The sequence below is a fragment of the Streptomyces coffeae genome, assembly GCF_016741875.1.
Lineage (GTDB): Bacteria > Actinomycetota > Actinomycetes > Streptomycetales > Streptomycetaceae > Streptomyces > Streptomyces coffeae.
This window is the reverse complement of the sequence record NZ_JAERRF010000042.1, coordinates 37000-56176: the sequence shown is the minus strand read 5'-3', so window position 1 is coordinate 56176 and position 19177 is coordinate 37000. Positions and strand designations below refer to the sequence as shown.

At 67.1% G+C, this 19177-nt stretch carries 32 protein-coding genes and 1 pseudogene; all 33 read right to left on the bottom strand.

Annotation, left to right across the window (positions count from 1 at the left end; translation table 11 throughout):
- Window positions 1-166 (bottom strand): annotated as a pseudogene (locus tag JK363_RS38110) (DNA-directed RNA polymerase subunit alpha); the annotation flags it as partial.
- 105 nt (window positions 167-271) lie between these two features.
- A complete protein-coding gene (gene rpsD, locus JK363_RS38105; protein ID WP_201882642.1) occupies window positions 272-898 on the bottom strand; it encodes a 30S ribosomal protein S4 in 627 nt (208 codons plus the stop codon).
- A 27-nt stretch (window positions 899-925) separates the two neighbouring features.
- Window positions 926-1330 (bottom strand): 30S ribosomal protein S11, encoded by a 405-nt coding sequence (gene rpsK / locus JK363_RS38100; protein WP_009715860.1) that lies wholly within the window; start codon window positions 1328-1330, stop codon window positions 926-928.
- A gap of 66 nt (window positions 1331-1396) precedes the next feature.
- Window positions 1397-1777, bottom strand: a complete 381-nt coding sequence (gene rpsM / locus JK363_RS38095) for a 30S ribosomal protein S13 (protein WP_009715861.1) — start codon at window positions 1775-1777, stop codon at window positions 1397-1399.
- Between the two features lie 185 nt (window positions 1778-1962).
- On the bottom strand, window positions 1963-2076 hold the full coding sequence (gene rpmJ / locus JK363_RS38090) for a 50S ribosomal protein L36 (RefSeq protein WP_003956441.1): 114 nt from the start codon (window positions 2074-2076) through the stop codon (window positions 1963-1965).
- Window positions 2077-2105: 29 nt separating this feature from the next.
- Window positions 2106-2327, bottom strand: coding sequence for a translation initiation factor IF-1 (gene infA / locus JK363_RS38085; RefSeq protein ID WP_003956442.1), 222 nt, complete (start codon window positions 2325-2327; stop codon window positions 2106-2108).
- A gap of 178 nt (window positions 2328-2505) precedes the next feature.
- Window positions 2506-3342: a type I methionyl aminopeptidase gene (map, locus tag JK363_RS38080; RefSeq protein WP_201882640.1), complete on the bottom strand. Its 837-nt coding sequence runs from the start codon at window positions 3340-3342 to the stop codon at window positions 2506-2508.
- 92 nt (window positions 3343-3434) lie between these two features.
- The gene (locus JK363_RS38075; protein ID WP_201882638.1) at window positions 3435-4091 is read right to left on the bottom strand and encodes an adenylate kinase; all 657 of its coding nucleotides are present in this window, start codon (window positions 4089-4091) and stop codon (window positions 3435-3437) included.
- On the bottom strand, window positions 4091-5404 hold the full coding sequence (gene secY, locus JK363_RS38070; protein WP_201882636.1) for a preprotein translocase subunit SecY: 1314 nt from the start codon (window positions 5402-5404) through the stop codon (window positions 4091-4093). Before secY ends, JK363_RS38075 begins: the two co-directional genes overlap by 1 nt.
- A 204-nt stretch (window positions 5405-5608) precedes the next feature.
- A complete protein-coding gene (rplO, locus tag JK363_RS38065) occupies window positions 5609-6064 on the bottom strand; it encodes a 50S ribosomal protein L15 (protein WP_201882635.1) in 456 nt (151 codons plus the stop codon).
- Window position 6065: 1 nt separating this feature from the next.
- On the bottom strand, window positions 6066-6248 hold the full coding sequence (gene rpmD, locus JK363_RS38060) for a 50S ribosomal protein L30 (RefSeq protein WP_009715866.1): 183 nt from the start codon (window positions 6246-6248) through the stop codon (window positions 6066-6068).
- A gap of 2 nt (window positions 6249-6250) precedes the next feature.
- Complete coding sequence (gene rpsE, locus JK363_RS38055; RefSeq protein WP_201882633.1) at window positions 6251-6856, bottom strand: 30S ribosomal protein S5; 606 nt, start codon at window positions 6854-6856, stop codon at window positions 6251-6253.
- Window positions 6857-6899: 43 nt separating this feature from the next.
- Window positions 6900-7283, bottom strand: a complete 384-nt coding sequence (gene rplR, locus JK363_RS38050; RefSeq protein WP_201882623.1) for a 50S ribosomal protein L18 — start codon at window positions 7281-7283, stop codon at window positions 6900-6902.
- A 4-nt stretch (window positions 7284-7287) separates the two neighbouring features.
- Window positions 7288-7827: a 50S ribosomal protein L6 gene (gene rplF, locus JK363_RS38045; RefSeq protein WP_201882621.1), complete on the bottom strand. Its 540-nt coding sequence runs from the start codon at window positions 7825-7827 to the stop codon at window positions 7288-7290.
- Window positions 7828-7850: 23 nt separating this feature from the next.
- Window positions 7851-8249, bottom strand: a complete 399-nt coding sequence (gene rpsH / locus JK363_RS38040; protein ID WP_055556099.1) for a 30S ribosomal protein S8 — start codon at window positions 8247-8249, stop codon at window positions 7851-7853.
- A gap of 208 nt (window positions 8250-8457) precedes the next feature.
- Entirely contained in the window at window positions 8458-8643 is a 186-nt protein-coding gene (locus JK363_RS38035; protein WP_003948630.1) for a type Z 30S ribosomal protein S14, read from the bottom strand.
- A 3-nt stretch (window positions 8644-8646) separates the two neighbouring features.
- A complete protein-coding gene (gene rplE / locus JK363_RS38030) occupies window positions 8647-9207 on the bottom strand; it encodes a 50S ribosomal protein L5 (RefSeq protein WP_176181322.1) in 561 nt (186 codons plus the stop codon).
- Window positions 9207-9530 (bottom strand): 50S ribosomal protein L24, encoded by a 324-nt coding sequence (gene rplX, locus JK363_RS38025; RefSeq protein ID WP_014054173.1) that lies wholly within the window; start codon window positions 9528-9530, stop codon window positions 9207-9209. The genes rplE and rplX overlap by 1 nt, the downstream gene beginning before the upstream one ends.
- Window positions 9531-9533: 3 nt before the next feature.
- Window positions 9534-9902, bottom strand: coding sequence for a 50S ribosomal protein L14 (rplN, locus tag JK363_RS38020; RefSeq protein WP_003998823.1), 369 nt, complete (start codon window positions 9900-9902; stop codon window positions 9534-9536).
- 103 nt (window positions 9903-10005) lie between these two features.
- Window positions 10006-10293: a 30S ribosomal protein S17 gene (gene rpsQ, locus JK363_RS38015; protein WP_014054172.1), complete on the bottom strand. Its 288-nt coding sequence runs from the start codon at window positions 10291-10293 to the stop codon at window positions 10006-10008.
- Window positions 10293-10517, bottom strand: coding sequence for a 50S ribosomal protein L29 (gene rpmC / locus JK363_RS38010; protein WP_065963002.1), 225 nt, complete (start codon window positions 10515-10517; stop codon window positions 10293-10295). The genes rpsQ and rpmC overlap by 1 nt, the downstream gene beginning before the upstream one ends.
- A complete protein-coding gene (gene rplP / locus JK363_RS38005) occupies window positions 10517-10936 on the bottom strand; it encodes a 50S ribosomal protein L16 (RefSeq protein ID WP_009715875.1) in 420 nt (139 codons plus the stop codon). Before rplP ends, rpmC begins: the two co-directional genes overlap by 1 nt.
- Window positions 10937-10941: 5 nt before the next feature.
- Entirely contained in the window at window positions 10942-11772 is an 831-nt protein-coding gene (rpsC, locus tag JK363_RS38000; protein ID WP_201882620.1) for a 30S ribosomal protein S3, read from the bottom strand.
- A complete protein-coding gene (rplV, locus tag JK363_RS37995; protein ID WP_014054168.1) occupies window positions 11772-12119 on the bottom strand; it encodes a 50S ribosomal protein L22 in 348 nt (115 codons plus the stop codon). Before rplV ends, rpsC begins: the two co-directional genes overlap by 1 nt.
- A gap of 43 nt (window positions 12120-12162) precedes the next feature.
- Window positions 12163-12444, bottom strand: a complete 282-nt coding sequence (rpsS, locus tag JK363_RS37990; RefSeq protein ID WP_009715878.1) for a 30S ribosomal protein S19 — start codon at window positions 12442-12444, stop codon at window positions 12163-12165.
- Window positions 12445-12456: 12 nt separating this feature from the next.
- Complete coding sequence (gene rplB / locus JK363_RS37985) at window positions 12457-13293, bottom strand: 50S ribosomal protein L2 (RefSeq protein ID WP_201882619.1); 837 nt, start codon at window positions 13291-13293, stop codon at window positions 12457-12459.
- Window positions 13294-13340: 47 nt separating this feature from the next.
- Window positions 13341-13667, bottom strand: coding sequence for a 50S ribosomal protein L23 (rplW, locus tag JK363_RS37980; protein ID WP_201882618.1), 327 nt, complete (start codon window positions 13665-13667; stop codon window positions 13341-13343).
- Complete coding sequence (gene rplD, locus JK363_RS37975) at window positions 13667-14320, bottom strand: 50S ribosomal protein L4 (RefSeq protein WP_201882617.1); 654 nt, start codon at window positions 14318-14320, stop codon at window positions 13667-13669. Before rplD ends, rplW begins: the two co-directional genes overlap by 1 nt.
- Window positions 14321-14328: 8 nt before the next feature.
- Window positions 14329-14973: a 50S ribosomal protein L3 gene (gene rplC, locus JK363_RS37970; RefSeq protein ID WP_201882616.1), complete on the bottom strand. Its 645-nt coding sequence runs from the start codon at window positions 14971-14973 to the stop codon at window positions 14329-14331.
- A 13-nt stretch (window positions 14974-14986) separates the two neighbouring features.
- A complete protein-coding gene (rpsJ, locus tag JK363_RS37965) occupies window positions 14987-15295 on the bottom strand; it encodes a 30S ribosomal protein S10 (protein WP_003948644.1) in 309 nt (102 codons plus the stop codon).
- Window positions 15296-15703: 408 nt separating this feature from the next.
- Window positions 15704-16399, bottom strand: coding sequence for a hypothetical protein (locus JK363_RS37960; protein WP_201882615.1), 696 nt, complete (start codon window positions 16397-16399; stop codon window positions 15704-15706).
- A 43-nt stretch (window positions 16400-16442) separates the two neighbouring features.
- Complete coding sequence (locus JK363_RS37955) at window positions 16443-18734, bottom strand: hypothetical protein (protein WP_201882614.1); 2292 nt, start codon at window positions 18732-18734, stop codon at window positions 16443-16445.
- The gene (locus JK363_RS37950) at window positions 18731-19150 is read right to left on the bottom strand and encodes a type VII secretion target (RefSeq protein ID WP_201882612.1); all 420 of its coding nucleotides are present in this window, start codon (window positions 19148-19150) and stop codon (window positions 18731-18733) included. The genes JK363_RS37955 and JK363_RS37950 overlap by 4 nt, the downstream gene beginning before the upstream one ends.
- Window positions 19151-19177: the final 27 nt, after the last annotated feature.

The following is a 19177-nucleotide window of genomic DNA, read 5'->3' as shown; positions in this document are numbered from 1 at the left end:
TCCGGATGCTGGTGACAGCGGCACCGGGGATCGAGGAGAGGAGCGTACGACGCAGGGAGTTTCCGAGGGTGTAGCCGAAGCCCGGCTCCAGCGGCTCGATCACGAACCGGGAGCGGAACTCGTCGACGACCTCTTCGGTCAACGAGGGACGCTGAGCGATCAGCATGGGTTTTGCCTCCAGTCTTCGGCGCCCGCTATTTGACGCCGAACCCTTCTATGGTACGGGCGGTACGTGCCGAATGGCTCCGTACCGCCCGTCTCGCCTGATCTACTACTTGGAGTAGAGCTCGACGATCAGCTGTTCCTGCACCTGGGTGTCGATCACCTGGCGCTCGGGCAGCGTGTGCACGAGGATGCGCATCTTCGACGGAATGGCCTCCAGCCACGCCGGGACGGTGCGCTCGCCCGCCTCCGCACGAGCCACCACGAACGGGGTGAGCTCCTGTGAAGTCTTGCGGACCTCGATGATGTCGTTCACGGCCACACGGGCCGACGGAATGTCGGTCTTGCGGCCGTTCACATTGATGTGGCCGTGGCGGACCAGCTGACGGGCGTGATCGCGGGACTTGGCGAAGCCGGCCCGGTAGATCACGTTGTCGAGGCGGGACTCGAGGATGCGCAGCAGATTTTCACCGGTCTTGCCGGTCTTCTGGTTCGCCTCCGCGTAGTAGCCACGGAACTGCTTCTCAAGGACGCCGTAGATGCGGGTGGCCTTCTGCTTCTCACGAAGCTGAAGGAGGTACTCGCTGTCCTTGGTGCGCCCGCGTCCGTGCTCACCCGGGGGGTAAGGACGGATCTCGATCGGGCACTTCGCGCTCTCGCACTTGCTCCCCTTGAGGAAGAGCTTCTGCTTCTCCCGACGGCAACGCTTGCAGTCGGCCCCGGTATAACGCGCCATTGTCCAGTTGTCTCCTGCTTCGACGGGTCAGACGCGCCGGCGCTTCGGCGGGCGGCAGCCGTTGTGCGGAGTCGGGGTGACGTCCTGGATCGAGCCCACCTCGAGGCCGGTGGCCTGGAGCGAGCGGATCGCGGTCTCACGGCCGGAGCCCGGACCCTTGACGAACACGTCGACCTTGCGCATGCCGTGCTCCTGGGCGCGGCGGGCGGCCGACTCGGCGGCCATCTGCGCGGCGAACGGAGTGGACTTGCGCGAGCCCTTGAAGCCGACGTGGCCGGCCGAGGCCCAGGAGATCACGTTCCCGGTGGGGTCGGTGATCGAAACGATGGTGTTGTTGAACGTGCTCTTGATGTGAGCGTGCCCGTGGGCGACGTTCTTCTTCTCCTTGCGGCGCACCTTCTTGGCGCCGGCCGTACGGCTCTTCGGAGGCATTCCTGAATTCTCCCGTGGAGGTGGTCGGTCCTACAGCCCGGACCGCTTGGCGGCGTCCGGTGTGGACTACTTCTTGCCCGGCTTCTTCTTACCGGCGATGGCGCGACGCGGGCCCTTGCGGGTGCGGGCGTTGGTGCTGGTGCGCTGACCGTGGACCGGCAGGCCGCGGCGGTGACGCAGACCCTGGTAGCAGCCGATCTCGACCTTGCGGCGGATGTCAGCCTGGATCTCGCGACGGAGGTCACCCTCGGTCTTGATGTTGTTGTCCACGTACTCGCGGATCTTGACCAGGTCCTCTTCGGCCAGGTCGCGAACGCGGGTGTCCGGGTTCACACCGGTGTTGGCGAGCGTCTGCTGGGCAAGGGTGCGACCGATGCCGAAGACGTAGGTGAGGGCGACCTCGACGCGCTTTTCGCGCGGGAGATCAACGCCTGCGAGGCGTGCCATGAATCTGGCTCCAGATGGTTGTCGGAGGTCTTCCGCAGCACCGCTCCCGGCTCTCGGGCCGGGTCCCCGGCCTCCGACCGGGGGTGTCGTCCCCGCGGCAACGGGAACGGGTGACTGCGTATGTACATGTCGTTATGCGTCGCGCGAAGATGCTGCGAAAGTGCAGGTCTGCGGCCGGACGTGCGTCAGCCCTGGCGCTGCTTGTGGCGCAGGTTGTCGCAGATGACCATGACCCGGCCGTGGCGGCGGATCACCTTGCACTTGTCGCAGATCTTCTTGACGCTCGGCTTGACCTTCATGGGATGTGAGGTTCTCCGGGTCGTGAGATCTACTTGTAGCGGTAGACGATCCGTCCGCGCGTGAGGTCGTACGGAGAGAGCTCCACCACGACCCGGTCATCGGGCAGGATGCGGATGTAGTGCATGCGCATCTTGCCGCTGATGTGCGCGAGGACCTTGTGACCGTTCTGGAGCTCCACCTTGAACATCGCGTTCGGCAGAGACTCGATCACGGTGCCCTCGATTTCGATGGCGCCTTGCTTCTTGGCCATGTCCTGCTTTCGGGATCGGCTACCTTGATCGGCTCGCGACATGCGGGAGGGCATGCGTGAGCCGACGTGTCAGTCTACGTCAGCGCATCCCGAAACACGAATCCAGGCCAGCATGCCCGAATCCTGAGATCTTTATGCAACGGTTCACGCCCACGGGTAGAGCGGGGCGGAGCGGGCTTTACGCCAGTGGGTCGGGAGCGGTCTCCACGCCCAGCTCGGCCAGCTTGGCCTTGCCGCCGTCCACGGCGGTCAGCACCAGCGGCCCCTCCTCGGTCAGCGCGACCGAGTGCTCCCAGTGACTGGACCAGGTCCCGTCGTCGGTCTTGACGGTCCAGTCGTCGGCCAGGACATGGGTCTTCGCGGTGCCCAGGCTCACCATGGGCTCGATCGCGATACAGAAGCCGGGCACCAGCTTCGGTCCCTTGCCGCGCTTGCGGGAGACGTAGTTCAGCAGATGCGGGTCCATGTGCATCTGGCTGCCGATGCCATGGCCGCCGTAGTCCTCGATGATCCCGTACTTGCCGGAGGCCGGACGCGGCTGCCGCCGGATGTAGCCCTCGATCGCCTTGGAGATGTCGACCAGCCGGTTGCCCTTGCGGACCGCGGCGATCCCGGCCCACATCGACTCCTCGGTCACCCGGCTGAGCTCATGCAGCTCCGGAGCGTGACCTTCGCCGACGAAGACGGTGAAGGCGGCGTCGCCGTGCCAGCCGTCGATGATCGCGCCCGCGTCGATGGAGATGATGTCGCCGTCCTTGAGCACGGTCTCCCGGTCCGGGATGCCGTGCACCACGACCTCGTTCACCGAGGTGCAGATGGTGGCGGGGAAGCCCCCGTAGCCCAGGAAGTTCGACTTGGCGCCATGGTCGGCGATCACCTTGCGGGCGACGTCGTCCAGGTCCTTGGTGGAGGCGCCGGGGACGGCCGCCTCACGTGTCGCCTGGTGGATGGCGGCGACGACCAGCCCCGCCTCGCGCATCTTCGCGATCTGCTCGGGGGTCTTGATCTCCACCATCGTCCATACCTTCCGCAACACGTCGGTCGTCTTTGCAACAGTACGGCCGCGACGCCCGTGCCGGGCATCGCGGCCGTAGCCGTACCGCTTGCTCAGGCCGCCTTGGCGGCCAGGGCGTCCATGGCCCGCTGGGTGACCTCGTTCACCTTGCCGAGCGCCGAGATCGTCACGACCAGGCCCTTGGACTTGTAGTAGTCGATGATCGGCTCCGTCTCGCGGTGGTAGACCTCCAACCGCTTGCGGACCGTCTCCTCGCTGTCGTCCTCGCGCTGGTACAGCTCACCGCCGCACTCGTCGCACACGCCCTCGGCCTCGGGCTTCTTGTACTCCACATGGAAGGTGTGTGCGCTGTCGTTGCGGCAGGTCCGGCGGCCGGCGATGCGCTTGACCACCTCGGCCTCGGGGACCTCCAGGTCCAGCACCGCGTCCAGCGAGAGGTCGTGCTCGCGCAGGTAGCCGTCCAGGGCCTCGGCCTGGGCCAGGTTCCGGGGGAAACCGTCGAGCAGGAAGCCGCCCGCGGCGTCCGGCTGGTTCATCCGGTCCTCGGCCATGCCGATGGTGACCTCGTCGGGGACCAGCTGGCCGGCCCGCATGTACTCCTGCGCCTGCTTGCCGAGCGGTGTGCCCTGGCTGATGTTGGCGCGGAAGAGGTCGCCCGTGGAGATGTGCGGGATCGACAGGTTCTCGGCGAGGTACGCAGCCTGCGTACCCTTGCCGGCTCCAGGAGGCCCGACGAGGACGATTCGCATCAGCGGAGGAACCCTTCGTAGTGTCGCTGCTGAAGCTGGCTCTCGATCTGCTTCACGGTCTCCAGGCCGACACCCACGATGATCAGGATGCTCGTGCCGCCGAACGGGAAGTTCTGATTGGCGTTGAGCGTCACCAGTGCCACCGTGGGCACGAGGGCAATCAACCCCAGGTAGAGCGCGCCAGGCCACGTGATGCGATTCAGCACGTAGCTCAGGTACTCCGCAGTGGGACGACCAGCCCGAATACCCGGGATGAACCCACCATACTTCTTCATGTTGTCGGCAACTTCTTCGGGGTTGAAGCTGATGGCGACGTAGAAGAAGGCGAAGAAGACGATCAGCAGGAAGTACGTGGCGATGTAAATGGGGTGGTCACCCTTGACGAAGTTCTGCGAAATCCAGTTCGCCCACCCCGCCTTCGACTGACTGAACTGGACGATCAGCGCCGGGATGTAGAGCAGCGATGAGGCGAAGATCACGGGGACCACACCCGCCTGGTTGACCTTCACCGGGATGTAGGTGGACGTACCGCCGTACGATCGACGGCCGATCATGCGCTTGGCGTACTGCACCGGGATCCGGCGCTGTGCCTGCTCGACGAAGACCACCAGGCCGACCATGGCCAGACCGCAGGCGATGACGAGGCTGAACTCCAGCCACCCGCCGAGGATCTTGCCCTGCTGCTTGATGCTCCACATGGAGCCGGGGAAGGCGGCGGCGATCGAGATGAACATCAGGATCGACATGCCGTTGCCGATGCCGCGGTCGGTGATCAGCTCACCGAGCCACATGATCAGCGCGGTACCGGCGGTCATGGTGATGACCATCACGACGGTGGTGAAGATCGTGTCGTCGCGGACGATCTGGTTGCCGACCGGGCAGCTCTGGAAGAGCTGGCCACTGCGGGCGGTAGCCACCAGTCCGGTGCCCTGGAGGATCGCGAGGGCCACCGTCAGATACCGGGTGTACTGCGTGATCTTCGCCTGCCCGGCCTGGCCCTCCTTCTTCAGGGCCTCGAGACGCGGGATCACCACGGTCAGCAGCTGAAGGATGATGCTCGCCGTGATGTACGGCATGATCCCGAGCGCGAAGATGGTGATCTGAAGCAGCGCGCCGCCGCTGAGCATGTTGACCAGGCCGAAGAGACCTTGCTGGCCCTTGGCCAGGTCCATACACGTCTGGACGTTCTTGTATTCGATGCCCGGCAGCGGGACATGTTGTCCGAGCCGGAAGAGCACGATGATGCCCAGCGTGAACAGCAGCTTCTTGCGCAGGTCGGGCGTCTTGAACGCTCGGGCGAACGCGGTGAGCACGGTGCCTCCTGCGCCCCCCGCGTGCATGCGCGAGAGGTGACGGTCTTGAGGATCGACGAATACTTATCAGCCAGGACCCGCACGGAGACGTACCGCGCGGAAGGTAACAACGCACGCCACCTTACCGGCGACCTGGCTCCCCTTGGAACGACCAACCGGGGATGCCCCAGAAGTGGGGCATCCCCGGCCAGTTGTGCACCGTGCTCAGACGAGCTCGGTGACGGTGCCACCGGCAGCGGTGATCTTCTCCTTGGCGGAACCGGAGACGGCGTCGACCGTCACCTGGAGCGCCACGGAGACCTCACCGGAACCCAGCACCTTGACGAGCTGGTTCTTGCGAACCGCACCCTTGGCGACCAAGTCGGCCACCGTGACCTCGCCACCCTGCGGGTAGAGCGCGGCCAGCTTGTCCAGGTTCACGACCTGGTACTCGGTGCGGAAGGGGTTCTTGAAGCCCTTGAGCTTCGGGAGACGCATGTGGAGGGGCATCTGCCCACCCTCGAAGCGCTCCGGAACCTGGTAGCGGGCCTTGGTGCCCTTGGTGCCACGACCAGCGGTCTTACCCTTGGACGCCTCACCACGACCGACACGGGTCTTGGCGGTCTTGGCGCCCGGGGCGGGCCGGAGGTTGTGGACCTTCAGCGGGTTGCTCTCCGCCATGTCAGTCGACCTCCTCGACCGTCACGAGGTGCCGCACGGTCGTCGCCATGCCGCGGAACTCGGGGCGGTCCTCCTTGACAACCACGTCGCCGAGCTTCTTCAGCCCGAGCGAACGCAGGGTGTCGCGGTGGTTCTGCTTGCTGCCGATGTACGACTTCGTCTGCGTGATCTTCAGGCGGGCCATGCTCACACACCCACCCCGGCACGCGCCCGCAGCAGAGCGGCGGGGGCGACGTCCTCGAGCGGCAGACCACGACGGGCGGCGATCTCCTCGGGACGCTGAAGTCCCTGGAGGGCCGTCACCGTGGCGTGCACGATGTTGATCGGGTTCGACGAACCGAGCGACTTGCTGAGCACGTCGTGGATGCCCGCGCACTCCAGCACGGCGCGCACCGGGCCACCGGCGATCACACCGGTACCGGGCGACGCCGGCTTGAGCAGCACGACACCCGCGGCCTTCTCACCCTGAATCGGGTGCGGAATGGTGCCCTGGATCCGGGGGACCTTGAAGAAGTGCTTCTTGGCCTCCTCCACACCCTTGGCGATGGCGGCCGGCACCTCCTTGGCCTTCCCGTAACCGACACCCACGGTGCCGTCACCGTCGCCCACCACGACCAGCGCGGTGAAGCTGAAGCGACGACCACCCTTCACAACCTTGGCGACGCGGTTGATCGCGACAACGCGCTCGACGTAAGCGGTCTTCTCGGCAGCTGCGCCGCCGTCCCGCCGGTCCTTCCGGTCCCGCCGCTCGCCGCCACCGGCGCCGCCACCGCGGCGCTGGGGTCCAGCCATTGGATTTACCTCTCTCGTTTCCGCTTTGCGTTGGAACCGGGGCTCAGAACTTCAGCCCGGCCTCGCGGGCGGCGTCCGCCAGAGCGGCGATCCGCCCGGCGTACTGGTTGCCACCACGGTCGAACACCACGGCCTCGACGCCCGCGGCCTTCGCCCGCTCGGCGACCAGGGCGCCGACCTGCTTCGCCTGTGCGCTCTTGTCGCCCTCGCCACCACGGATGGACGTGTCCAGGGTCGACGCCGAGGCCAGGGTGTGGCCCGCGATGTCGTCGATGACCTGCGCCACCATGTGGCGGTTGGACCGCGTCACGACCAGGCGGGGACGGACCGGCGTACCGGAGATCCGCTTGCGGACGCGAATGTGGCGGCGCTTGACGGCGGCAGCCTTGCGGGCGTTGCCCTTGGCGATCTTCACACCGTATGCCATGGCTTTACTTACCAGCCTTTCCGACCTTGCGGCGGATGACCTCGCCCGCGTACTTGACGCCCTTGGCCTTGTACGGGTCAGGCTTGCGCAGCTTGCGGATGTTCGCGGCGACCTCGCCGACCTTCTGCTTGTCGATGCCCTCGACGCTCAGCTTGGTCGGGGATTCCACCTTGAAGGTGATGCCCTCCGGGGCCTCGACCAGGATCGGGTGGCTGTAGCCCAGCGCGAACTCCAGGTTGGAGCCCTTCGCCTGGACTCGGTAGCCGACACCGCTGATCTCGAGCGCCTTGCTGTAGCCCTGGGTCACGCCGGTGATCATGTTCGCCACCAGCGTGCGGGACAGGCCGTGCAGGGCCTTGTTCTGACGCTCGTCGTTCGGGCGGGTGACAACGAGGTTGTTGTCCTCACCCTTGGCGACCTCGATCGGCGCGGCGACGGTGTGCGAGAGAGATCCCTTGGGACCCTTCACGGCGACCGTGCGGCCATCGATGGTGACGTCCACGCCAGCGGGAACCTGGATGGGCAGCTTGCCAATGCGCGACATTGACTTCTTTCCTCCGTTCCCTGTTACCAGACGTAGGCGAGGACTTCCCCACCCACGCCCTTCTTGCCGGCCTGCTTGTCGGTGAGGAGCCCGTGCGACGTGGAGATGATCGCCACGCCCAGGCCGCCGAGCACCTTCGGCAGGTTGGTGGACTTTGCGTAGACCCGCAGGCCCGGCTTCGAAATCCGCTTGATGCCGGCGATCGAGCGCTCGCGGTTCGGGCCGAACTTCAGCTCGAGGGTGAGGTTCTTGCCGACCTCGGCGTCCTCGACCTTCCAGCCGGTGATGTAGCCCTCCTGCTGGAGGATCTCCGCGATGTGCGACTTGATCTTGCTGTGGGGCATCACGACGGAGTCGTGGTACGCCGAGTTCGCGTTTCGCAGACGGGTCAACATGTCTGCGATCGGATCGGTCATGGTCATGATGGCCTTCGGCCTCTCTCGCCGGGGTTTCCTATCTGCGCCATCCCTCTCACCCACTCATGGTGGGCACGGGTGCGGCGCGGGGACCTACGGCGTAGTAAGGATTCAGGGCGGCGAGCGCCCAACCCTTCCACTCTACGGGAGTGGAAGAGCGGGGCTCGCCATCCTTATTGCTTACCGAGAGTCCGGTACCAGCCCGTAAGGGCTGTTACCAGGAGCTCTTGGTCACGCCCGGCAGCTCGCCACGGTGAGCCATCTCACGAAGGCACACGCGGCACAGGCCGAACTTGCGGTACACGGAGTGCGGACGGCCGCAGCGCTGGCAGCGGGTGTACCCACGCACGCCGAACTTGGGCTTGCGGGCGGCCTTGGCAATAAGAGCCTTCTTCGCCACGGCTCACGCCTCCTTGAACGGGAAGCCGAGGTGACGCAGCAGGGCCCGGCCCTCTTCGTCGTTGGTCGCCGTGGTCACCACGGTGATGTCCATACCCCGGACGCGGTCGATCTTGTCCTGGTCGATCTCGTGGAACATGACCTGCTCCGTGAGACCGAAGGTGTAGTTGCCCCGGCCGTCGAACTGCTTCGGCGACAGACCACGGAAGTCGCGGATGCGCGGCAGCGCGAGCGAGACCAGGCGGTCCAGGAACTCCCACATACGGTCACCCCGGAGGGTGACGTGGGCACCGATCGGCTGGCCCTCACGCAGCTTGAACTGCGCGATGGACTTACGAGCCTTGGTGACGGCCGGCTTCTGGCCGGTGATCGTGGTGAGGTCACGGATGGCGCCCTCGATCAGCTTGGAGTCGCGGGCGGCGTCGCCCACACCCATGTTGACCACGACCTTGGTCAGACCCGGGATCTGCATGACGTTCTCGTAGGAGAACTGCTCACGCAGCTTGCCCTGGATCTCTTCGCGGTAGCGCGTCTTGAGACGCGGTGCAGTGGTGGTGGCAGTCATCAGATGTCCTCACCGGTCCGCTTGGCAACGCGGATCTTGTTGCCCTCGTCGTCGAAGCGGTATCCGACGCGGGTGACGACCTTGTTGCCGTCCTTCTCCACCACGAGCTGCACATTGCTCACGTGGATCGGGGCCTCGGTCGTCACGATGCCGCCGGTCTTCGACCCACGAGCGGTCTGTCCGGCCTTGGTGTGCTTCTTGACCCGGTTGACACCCTCGACCAGGACGCGGTCCTCGCGCGGGAAGGCCGCGATGACCTTGCCCTGCTTGCCCTTGTCCTTACCGGTGATGACCTGGACCAGGTCGCCCTTCTTGATCTTCATCGGTTACAGCACCTCCGGCGCGAGCGAGATGATCTTCATGAACTTCTTCTCGCGCAGCTCACGGCCCACGGGGCCGAAGATACGGGTGCCGCGGGGGTCGCCATCGTTCTTGAGGATGACGGCCGCGTTCTCGTCGAAGCGGATGTACGAACCGTCCGGGCGGCGGCGCTCCTTGACGGTGCGCACGATGACCGCCTTGACGACGTCACCCTTCTTCACGTTGCCACCGGGGATCGCGTCCTTGACGGTGGCGACGATGACGTCACCGATGCCCGCGTAGCGGCGACCGGAGCCACCGAGAACACGGATGCAAAGGATCTCCTTCGCGCCCGTGTTGTCGGCGACGCGCAGTCGCGACTCCTGCTGGATCACGTCTATCTCCTGATCGTCTGCCGGTTCCCGGCGAGCTCCGCACGTGACGTGCGGAGCTCGCCGAGCCTGGCGGAACTGTCCAGAAGGCTGTTGCCTTCAGGAATTACTTGGCCTTCTCGAGGATCTCGACGACGCGCCAGCGCTTGGTCGCGGACAGCGGCCGGGTCTCCATCAGGAGGACGCGGTCGCCGACACCCGCGGCGTTCTGCTCGTCGTGCGCCTTGAGCTTGTTGGTACGGCGGATGACCTTGCCGTACAGCGCGTGCTTGACGCGGTCCTCGACGGCGACGACGACGGTCTTGTCCATCTTGTCGCTGACGACCAGACCCTCACGGGTCTTGCGGAAGCCGCGGTTCTGCGTTGCGTTCTCAGTCACATTCGTCTCGCTCATCAGGCGCTCTCCACCGTCTCGATGCCGAGCTCGCGCTCCCGCATCAGGGTGTAGATCCGGGCGATGTCCTTGCGGACGGCCTTCAGCCGGCCGTGGTTTTCGAGCTGTCCGGTCGCCGCCTGGAAGCGGAGGTTGAACAGCTCTTCCTTGGCCTCACGCAGCTTGGCAACGAGGTCCTCGTTGTTCAGCTCACGCAGCTCGGACGCCTTGGTACCGGCCGCCATCACGACTCACCTGCCTCGCGCCGCACGATCCGGCACTTCATCGGGAGCTTGTGAGCAGCGCGGGTGAGCGCCTCACGCGCAGTCTTCTCGTTCGGGTAGGACAGCTCGAACATCACCCGACCGGGCTTGACGTTCGCGACCCACCACTCCGGCGAACCCTTACCGGAACCCATGCGGGTCTCGGCAGGCTTCTTCGTCAGCGGACGGTCCGGGTAGATGTTGATCCAGACCTTGCCGCCACGCTTGATGTGGCGGGTCATCGCGATACGAGCGGCCTCGATCTGACGGTTGGTGACGTACGCCGGGGTGACGGCCTGGATGCCGTACTCGCCGAACGCCAGCTCCGTACCGCCCTTGGCCATACCGGACCGCTTGGGGTGGTGCTGCTTGCGGTGCTTGACCCTGCGAGGGATCAGCATGTCGGTCAGGCCTCCGTTCCGGTGCTCTCAGCGGCCGGAGCGGCAACGGCCTCGGCCTTGGGGGCCTCGGCAGCGGGGGCGCTCTGCTGCTGCTGCGGCTTACGGCCGCGGCCACCGCGCTCGCCACCACGGCGCTGCGGGCGGTCGCTGCCACCGCGCGACGGGCGGTTGCCGGCGCGGGCGGCGGCGTTCTCGGCACGGACCTCGGCGATGTTCTTCACGTCGCCCTTGTAGATCCACACCTTGACGCCGATGCGGCCGAAGGTGGTCTTGGCCTCGAAGAAGCCGTAGTCGACGTTGGCGCGGAGCGTGTGCAGGGGCACGCGGCCCTCGCGGTAGAACTCCGAGCGCGACATCTCGGCACCGCCGAGACGGCCACCACACTGGATCTTGATGCCCTTGGCGCCGGCCTTCATCGTGGACTGCATGCTCTTGCGCATGGCACGACGGAAGGAGACGCGGGAGGACAGCTGCTCGGCGACGGCCTGCGCGACCAGCTGAGCATCGGTCTCGGGGTTCTTGACCTCGAGGATGTTCAGCTGCACCTGCTTGCCGGTGAGCTTCTCCAACTCGCCGCGGATACGGTCGGCCTCCGCGCCGCGGCGGCCGATGACGATGCCCGGCCGGGCGGTGTGGATGTCGACGCGGACGCGGTCACGGGTGCGCTCGATCTCCACCTTGGAGATACCGGCGCGCTCCATGCCCTTCGTCATCATCCGGCGGATGGCGACGTCTTCCTTGACGTAGTCCTTGTACAGCTTGTCGGCGTACCAGCGGGACTTGAAGTCCGTGGTGATGCCGAGCCGGAACCCGTGCGGGTTAACCTTCTGGCCCATTACCGGGTTCCTTCCTTGCTGCTGACGACCACGGTGATGTGGCTGGTCCGCTTGCGGATCCGGTAGGCGCGGCCCTGGGCACGCGGACGGAACCGCTTCAGGGTCGGGCCCTCGTCGACGTAGGCCTCGGAGATGACGAGGCTGTCGGCGTCGGTGTGGTCGTAGTTGTGCGCCGCGTTGGCAATGGCGCTGTCCAGCACCTTGCCGACGGGCACGCTCGCGGCCTGCGGGGCAAAGCGCAGGACCGCCTGAGCCTCCGTGGCGCTCATGCCACGGATGAGGTCCACCACGCGGCGGGCCTTCATGGGCGTGACGCGGATGTACCGCGCCTGGGCCCTGGCTTCCATGGTTGTCCCTTCGGTGTCAGTCATAGTCTTCGCACTCCGCCGATCAGCGACGACGCGACTTGCGGTCGTCCTTCTCGTGGCCGCGGAAGGTGCGGGTCGGCGCGAACTCGCCGAGCTTGTGGCCGACCATCGACTCGGAGACGAACACCGGGACGTGCTTGCGGCCGTCGTGCACCGCGATCGTGTGGCCGAGCATGGCCGGGACGATCATCGAGCGGCGGGACCAGGTCTTGATGACGTTCTTGGTGCCGGCTTCGTTCTGGACATCCACCTTCTTGATCAGGTGGTCGTCGACGAAGGGCCCCTTCTTGAGACTGCGCGGCATCTAAACCCGCTCCTAGCGCTTCTTGTTCGTCTTGCGGCGGCGGACGATGTACTTGTTGCTGGCCTTCTTCGGCGAGCGCGTACGGCCCTCCTTCTGACCCCACGGCGAGACCGGGTGGCGACCACCGGAGGTCTTGCCCTCACCACCACCGTGCGGGTGGTCGACGGGGTTCATGACCACACCACGAACGGTCGGGCGGACGCCCTTCCACCGCATGCGGCCGGCCTTGCCCCAGTTGATGTTCGACTGCTCGGCGTTGCCGACCTCGCCGACAGTGGCGCGGCAGCGGACGTCGACCAGGCGGATCTCACCGGACGGCATACGAAGGTGGGCCATGGAGCCCTCCTTCGCCAGCAGCTGCACGGAGGCACCCGCGGAGCGGGCGAACTTCGCGCCGCCGCCGGGCCGCAGCTCGATGGCGTGGATCGTGGTACCGACCGGGATGTTGCGCAGCGACAGGTTGTTACCGGGCTTGATGTCGGCACCGGGGCCGTTCTCAATCCGGTCGTTCTGCTTCAGGCCACGCGGGGCGAGGATGTAGCGCTTCTCGCCGTCGGCGTAGTGCAGCAGCGCGATGCGCGCGGTGCGGTTGGGGTCGTACTCGATGTGCGCGACCTTCGCCGGGACGCCGTCCTTGTCATGACGGCGGAAGTCGATCACGCGGTACGCACGCTTGTGACCGCCACCCTGGTGGCGGACCGTGATGCGGCCGGCGTTGTTACGACCACCCTTGCTGTGCAGCGGGCGGACCAGCGACTTCTCCGGCGTGGACCGCGTGATCTCGACGAAGTCGGCGACGCTGGAGCCACGACGGCCCGGGGTCGTCGGCTTGTACTTGCGGATACCCATTTCTCAGTCCTCGGAAGATTCCGGACTTCTGGACGTTCCGATCTCCGTTAGGAGACCGGGCCGCCGAAGATGTCGATGCGGTCGCCCTCGGCGAGGGTCACGATGGCGCGCTTGGTGTCCTTGCGCTTGCCGTAGCCGGTCTTGGTCCGCTTGCGCTTACCCTGCCGGTTGATCGTGTTGACCCCGGTGACCTTGACCGAGAAGACCGCCTCGACGGCCTGCTTGATCTGGGTCTTGTTGGCGCCGGGCGCGACGATGAACGTGTACTTGTTCTCGTCGAGCAGCGCGTAGCTCTTCTCCGAGACCACCGGCTTGACGAGAACGTCGCGGGGGTCCGTGAAGGTCTTGCTGGTGACAGCGGTCGCCTCAGTCATCAGGCGGCGCTCCCTTCGGTCTTCTCAGCGGCCTTGGGACCAGCCACGAAGGACTCGAAGGCGGCCTTGGTGAAGACCACGTCGTCGGAGACGAGCACGTCGTACGTGTTCAGCTGGCCCGGCTCCAGGATGTGCACCTGGGGCAGGTTGCGGGCGGACAGCCACGCGGCCTCGTCGCTCCGCTCGGCGACCAGGAGCACGTTCTTGCGCTCGCTGATCTTGCCCAGCAGGACCTTCGCGGCCTTGGTGGAGATGTCGCCGTCGACCACACCGGTCACCACGTGGATGCGGCTGTGACGCGCCCGGTCGGAGAGGGCACCGCGCAGGGCGGCGGCCTTCATCTTCTTCGGGGTGCGCTGGCTGTAGTCGCGCGGCACGGGGCCGTGCACAACGCCACCGCCGGCGAACTGCGGCGCGCGGGTCGAGCCCTGGCGGGCGCGGCCGGTGCCCTTCTGGCGGTACGGCTTCTTGCCACCGCCACGGACCTCGCCGCGGGTCTTGGTCTTGTGCGTGCCCTGGCGGGCAGCGGCCAGCTGTGCGACGACGACCTGGTGGATCAGCGGAACGCTGACCTGCGCGTCGAAGATCTCCGTGGGGAGTTCGACGGTCCCGGCCTTGTCGCCTGCCGGCGAAAGGATGTCAATGGTGCTCATCGGTTACCTCAGGCCCCCTTGGCCGCGGTACGGACCAGGACGAGGCCGCCGTTCGGACCAGGAACCGCTCCCTTGATCAGGAGCAGACCCTTCTCCGCGTCAACGGCGTGGACGGTCAGGTTCTGGGTGGTGACCCGCTCGTTGCCCATGCGGCCGGCCATGCGCAGGCCCTTGAACACGCGGCCCGGGGTGGCGCAGCCACCGATGGAGCCCGGCGAGCGGTGCTTGCGCTGGGTGCCGTGGCCGGCGCCGAGGCCGGCGAAGCCGTGGCGCTTCATGACACCGGCGGTGCCCTTGCCCTTGCTGGTGCCGGTCACATCGACCTTCACACCGGACTCGAACACCTCGGCGGTGACCTCCTGGCCGAGCGTGTACTCGCTGGCGTCAGCGGTACGCAGCTCCACCAGGTGGCGGCGCGGGGTGACGTCGGCCTTGGCGAAGTGGCCCTTGAGGGGCTTGTTCACCTTGCGCGGGTCGATCTCGCCGAAGGCGATCTGGACGGCGTTGTAGCCGTCCGCGTCATCGGTACGGACCTGGGTCACGACGCAGGGACCGGCCTTGACGACGGTGACCGGGACGACGCGGTTGTTCTCGTCCCACACCTGCGTCATGCCGAGCTTCTCGCCCAGGACGCCCTTGATCTGCTTAGCCATCTCGCGCGTCACCTCAGAGCTTGATCTCGATGTCGACGCCCGCCGGCAGGTCGAGACGCATGAGCGAGTCGACGGTCTTCGGCGTGGGGTCGAGGATGTCGATGAGGCGCTTGTGCGTACGCATCTCGAAGTGCTCGCGCGAGTCCTTGTACTTGTGCGGCGACTTGATGACGCAGTACACGTTCTTCTCTGTGGGCAGCGGCACCGGGCCCGCGACCGACGCACCAGTGCGGGTCACCGTCTCGACGATCTTCTTCGCCGAGGAGTCGATGACCTCGTGGTCGTAGGCCTTGAGCCGGATGCGGATCTTCTGTCCCGCCATGGCTACTTCGTAGTCCTGTCTCTCGTAACGCTCTGGGACCCGGTGGAGTACGCGGCTCCCTCCCACCGACTCCCGACCCACGCGGTCGGGCGTGTCGCGCCCCTTCTCATAGCTCTCCATCGGAGAAATCCCTGATGAAGGGGTTGGCTGGGGGAGAAAGTCACCCACCGGGCGCCTGGCTGGGGCCCCGCTGACACTTCCCGGAAGATTCCCGTACTTCCGCCCCTGAGCAGGGACGACGAGTACTGCGGGACTCGCTTCCAGTCCTCCCGGCGGGAGGCGCGCAGCATCGGCACTCAACCGAGCAACCTGGCTAGTGTGCCATAGCGGCTGCTCCGGACGCCAATCAGGAGCGGGGAAGCATACCCCCCGCGCGGGAGCGCTCAAACCCGGCGCACCGCGCCCCTGTCACGCCCGGTGGGTCCACCACCAGCGCCAGTCCTTCAGGGGGTGCGACGGCCTACGGTACGCGGCCGGCGGCCGGGGCCGCACGGCCTCCGCCGGGACCCCGGCCTCCTCGGCGCAGCCGAGCTTTTCGGCCATGGCCCGGGTCACGGACGTCAGGATGGTCATCCCGGCCCGGCCCTGTTCGGCCGCGGGCAGCTCCGAGCGGCCCGCGGCCCCCTCCGGACGGTGGAAGCCCGGCAGCGACAGGGAGCCCATGAGGAACGGCGGGCCGTTCCGGTGCAGCCCCTCGGTGCAGGGGAAGACGATCTCCGCCCCGCGCCCGCTCGAAGAGCCATAGATGCCCACGCGATAGGAGTCGCCGTCCGCGGGCAGCCGGTCCGGCCAGTCCGTCAGCGCGTCGAGGTGGACGAACTCGACCGTGAACAGGGCGTCGGCCGCGTCGTCCGCCGGGCGGTGCACCCGGCACACCTCGGTGCGGGTGGTCGGCACGTCCGCCCGGCGGCGCAGCCGCGGGACGGCCCGGTCGAAGGGCACCCCCTTCCGCTCCCGCAGGGCCGACTCCCCGCTCAGCCGGTCCAGGGCCCGCCGGGCGTCCACGTCGAGGGAGGACCCGCACAGCGTCGTGGAGGGAACGCCCTCGGCTTTCGGCTCTTCGGTCCCGGCCGCGCAGGAGGCCGCGGCCAGGGCCGTGGCCACGGCCAGAGCGAGCGGCGCCGCCCGGCGGCGCCGGACCCCGCGGTCATCCCGGGTAGGGCTTGCGGCCCAGATGAGCGGCTTCCCCCGCCCCGGTCCCGTGGTACTTCTCCTTGAGGTCATCGGCGAGATCCCCCTCGGCGTCCAGCTCGTTCCCGTGCCCCTTGAAGTACTGCGCCGCCACCTCGCCGAACTGGTTCTCCCCCCGCCGGTAGAACTCCGACGCGTCCTGCGGGGGCTCGGGCAGATCCGGTCCACCGAAGATCGCGTCGTTGTGGAAGACCTTCGCGAACTCCTGGCCCGCGCTCACCGCGACGGGCACCACGAGCCCCCACGGTCCCGCCTTGCCCACCACGCTCACGATGCCCTGGCTCACCACGGGCGTACTGGCGTTGTATCCGACCCTCGTCCAGTTCGACGACTCCTGGAACGCCTTCTGTGCCTCGGCGCTGTCATGGGCGTAGGTCGCCTCGATCTGAGCGGCGCGGGACTGGTCGAGGACACCGCGCGCCTCGGCCTCGGTGAGCAGCGCCCTGCGGCCCATCGCGTAGTTCTCCGCCCCGTCGGCCGGAGGATGGGCCGCGATCTGGCTGAGGGTGTAGAGGTGCTCGGCCTGGTTCATGATCCCGTGCGAGGTCTCGTTCTGGCCGAGCACACTGAGGAAGTTGAGCGCGCCGTCGCGGCCGAAGTCGGCCCGGCCCCGGTACGCGGGCGGGAAGGCATCGCCGCTCTTGCTGTGCTCGCCCACTCCGGACATGTGGTAGTTGATGTCGTCCACATACGCCCCGCCCATACGCCCCAGGCTCGTCGCCATCCCCGGCTGGTCGTGCAGCAGCCCGGGGCCGTCCTCGCCCCCGTAGACGGCGACGACCTGCTCCATCACATCCGCCGTCGCCGCGGTCCGCCGGTCGCCGCCGTGCCGGAAGATCTCCGGGTCCTTGCCCGCGACCTCGTCGGCATCCCAGGCGTAGCCCGTCGTCGCCGCGGTCAGGGCGTGGCCGAGGGCCTCATGGCCCGGGAGGGTGCGGGGGCCGCCCTGAGTGTTGCCGTCGAAGATCCAGTTGCGGTCCTGGGTGAGGTACTCGAAACGGGGATTGAGCCCGCCGCCGGCGGGCTTGTGGAAGAACTCGGTGGACGCCTCCGGGCTGTGGCCGAGCCCTTCCAGGAAGCCGGTCATCGCGTCCATGCCGTTGTCACCGCGGCGACCGATCAGATTCAGCGCGTCGGTGTCGCCGGTGTTCGACCAGTAGGCGAAGCCGTCCTTGGTGTTGTTCTTCTTGTCCCAGGCCACGAGCTTGTCGCCGTAGGTGTTCAGGAAGTCCTTGTCGTACGTCCCGGTGCGCATCAGGTTGCTCATGAGCTGGAAGCCGTAGGGGTGGGTGCGCCCGCCGGAGTCCTCCAGCCGCTGCGGGCCCAGGCGGATCATCTCGTCCTTCCACGCCGCCATGGCGGGGGTGTCCGCGTGGGAGGCGGTGGCCAGGGTCGTCCCCAGGCTCTGCTGGAGGCTCTTCGCCGACTTCCACCACGCCGTGTCGTCGACGTCGGTATCGGGGTACAGCGGGTTGTGCGGATGCGTCGCGTTGTACCAGAGCTTGAGGGTGCGCTCCGCGCCCAGCTTCGTGGCGAACTGCTCGGCGAACTCGGGATCCTGGCTGTGCCGGGCCATCAGCACCGACAGCTGGGCCAGTTGGGGGGAGGACAGCCGGCCGTTCTCGGTCCCGGCCAGCTCGATGGCCTTCTTCAGGTCCTTCGCGGTCGCCTTCCGGGCCTGGTCCAGGCTGTTGTAGGCGTGGTCGTTGAAGCCGCGCCGCTCACCGTTGACGTCCGCGGTCAGGGCCTGGACCAGGGCGCTGTCCGCCTCCGCGGCCAGCTCCAGCGCCGTGCGGGTGCGCTCGCGGTAGTGGGCGAAGGTGTCCTGGTAGGACTTGGTCAACGCCGCGCGGTTCTGCTCCTGGTCGTCGGGCAGATCGAGATAGACCGAGCCGTCGTGCTTGTTGAGCTTCAGATACTGGTGACCCTCGAGCTCCTTCTCGATGGCGTCCAGGGTGTTCTTGGCCGACGTGAACTTCTCCAGCCCCTGCTTCATGACGTTGTGCACCCGGCGGGCCTCCTCGGCCGCGGCGAGGATCTGCCGCCGCACCGCGCGCAGCGTGCGCCAGGCCGCGTCGGCCGCCTCGCCGTGCCAGTCGGAGTGGGCCAGCCCCTTGGTGACATCGGTACCGAAGTTGGTGTCGATCTGCTGGAACTTCCCCGGCGCCTGGCTCCACTTGGTGACGGCCTCGCGGAGCGGGGTGAGGTTCGCGTTCTTCACCTCGGTGTAGCCGAGCTGCTCGCTCACGAATGCTTCCCCCTGTCCACGCGGTAGCCCAGGGCCTGCTTCCGGTCCTCGTGGGTGAAGGCGTCGGCGGCGGTGCGCAGGGCGGACGCGGTGCTGCTGAACTGCGCCTTCACAGAGGCCATTTGGTCCTTCCAGCGCTCCAGGAAGGTGTCGATGGCCTTGTCGGTGGCGAAGCCCGTGAGGGTGCCGCTGACCTGGCCGGTCTCGGTCATGACCTCGTCGTCCGCGGTCAGGAACTGCCCCCGTACCGTCTCGGCCTTGCCCGCGCGCCCGCGCAGCACGGAGGCCGTCACATGGAGCTTCTGCCGGCCCCCCGGCCCACTGCCGCACCCGGACGAGTTCAGCCGTGTCCCCGTGGCCGCCGACGGCGCGTGGGCGGCCGCCTTGAGCTGCGCCCACTCCTCCTCGAACGTCATCCGTCCCCCTGTTGTGTCGATGACGAG